Source organism: Streptomyces sp. NPDC006265 (genome assembly GCF_040613555.1).
Lineage (GTDB): Bacteria > Actinomycetota > Actinomycetes > Streptomycetales > Streptomycetaceae > Streptomyces.
Genome location: NZ_JBEXSH010001540.1, coordinates 1 through 1,020, shown reverse-complemented (window position 1 = coordinate 1,020; position 1,020 = coordinate 1). Strand labels below are relative to the sequence as shown.

The window sequence follows — 1,020 nt, the reverse complement described above, 5'->3', positions numbered from 1 at the left end:
CGCGGCCGTCATCAGCATGCACGACACCGGGATGTTCGCGGTTGGCGTGCGTGTGGAGCCTTCCGGGGAGGCCCTGCCCGGGGCGACGGCGATGCAGTTCATCTTCCCCCTCGCCGTCGGCCTCGGTTCCTATCTCTTCCTGACCTCGGCCTTCGTCGCCCTGTCGCCGACGGCGGGGGAGCGTGCGGCGTCCGCCTCGGCCCAGCGGCAGTTTCAGAGCGTCGCCCCCTAGCCGCACAGGCGGCCAACGGCCTCGGCCGAGCGGCCCGGGCGGTGCAGGGTGCGGACTGCGCACACGGCGGCCTCGCGGACTGCGCACACGGCGGGCCCGCGAACCGCTCGTACGGCGATCAGGGGGCCGACGGTTCTGAGGGACCGCCCCCAGCCAGGGCCTCGTCCCGTACGTCCCGATCCACTCCCGAGCGAGGAGTCCATGCGAACACCCCGTAGGACCGTCACAGCCGGCGCCGACGCGCCGCACTCGCCCGTGCGCGGTCGCCGCGCGCACGCCGGTCCACCGGCCGACGAGGGCTCCGACACGCCCTCGGACGCCGCGCCGGAGGAGGCACCCCCACGCGCGGAGCGGTGGCACATACGCCCCCGTACCGTGCGCGCCAAGATCGTCTGCCTGCTGATGGTTCCGGTCGTCTCCCTCCTGGCCCTGTGGGCCTACGCCACGGTCACCACCGCCCAGGACGTCTCCCGGCTGCGTCAGGTCCAGCGCGTCGACGCCACGGTCCGCGCCCCCGTCTCCGCCGCCGTCGCCGCCCTCCAGGCCGAGCGCGCAGCCGCCGTACGCCACGCCACCGACCCGTCCGCCGTCCGCACCGACGCACTGGACGAACTGGCCCGGCGCACCGACCGGGCCGTCGCGAAACTACGCCTCGGCAACGGCACCACCGTCGCCGACAGCGGAGAACTACCCGCCGGAGTCGCCCAGCGGCTGAAGGCGTTCGTCTCCAGCGCCGAGCAACTGAGGCCGCTGCGCACCGCGGTGCAGGACGGGCGCGCGGGCTGGGC

General features: G+C 74.9%; 1 protein-coding gene and 1 pseudogene. Both read left to right on the top strand.

Going from position 1 to position 1,020, the window contains the following annotated elements; translation table 11 throughout:
• Positions 1 to 232, top strand: a pseudogene (locus ABZ281_RS50460) (hypothetical protein); the annotation flags it as partial.
• A gap of 201 nt (positions 233 to 433) precedes the next feature.
• The coding region (locus tag ABZ281_RS50455; RefSeq protein ID WP_356665682.1) for a nitrate- and nitrite sensing domain-containing protein at positions 434 to 1,020 on the top strand (587 nt) is incomplete at its 3' end.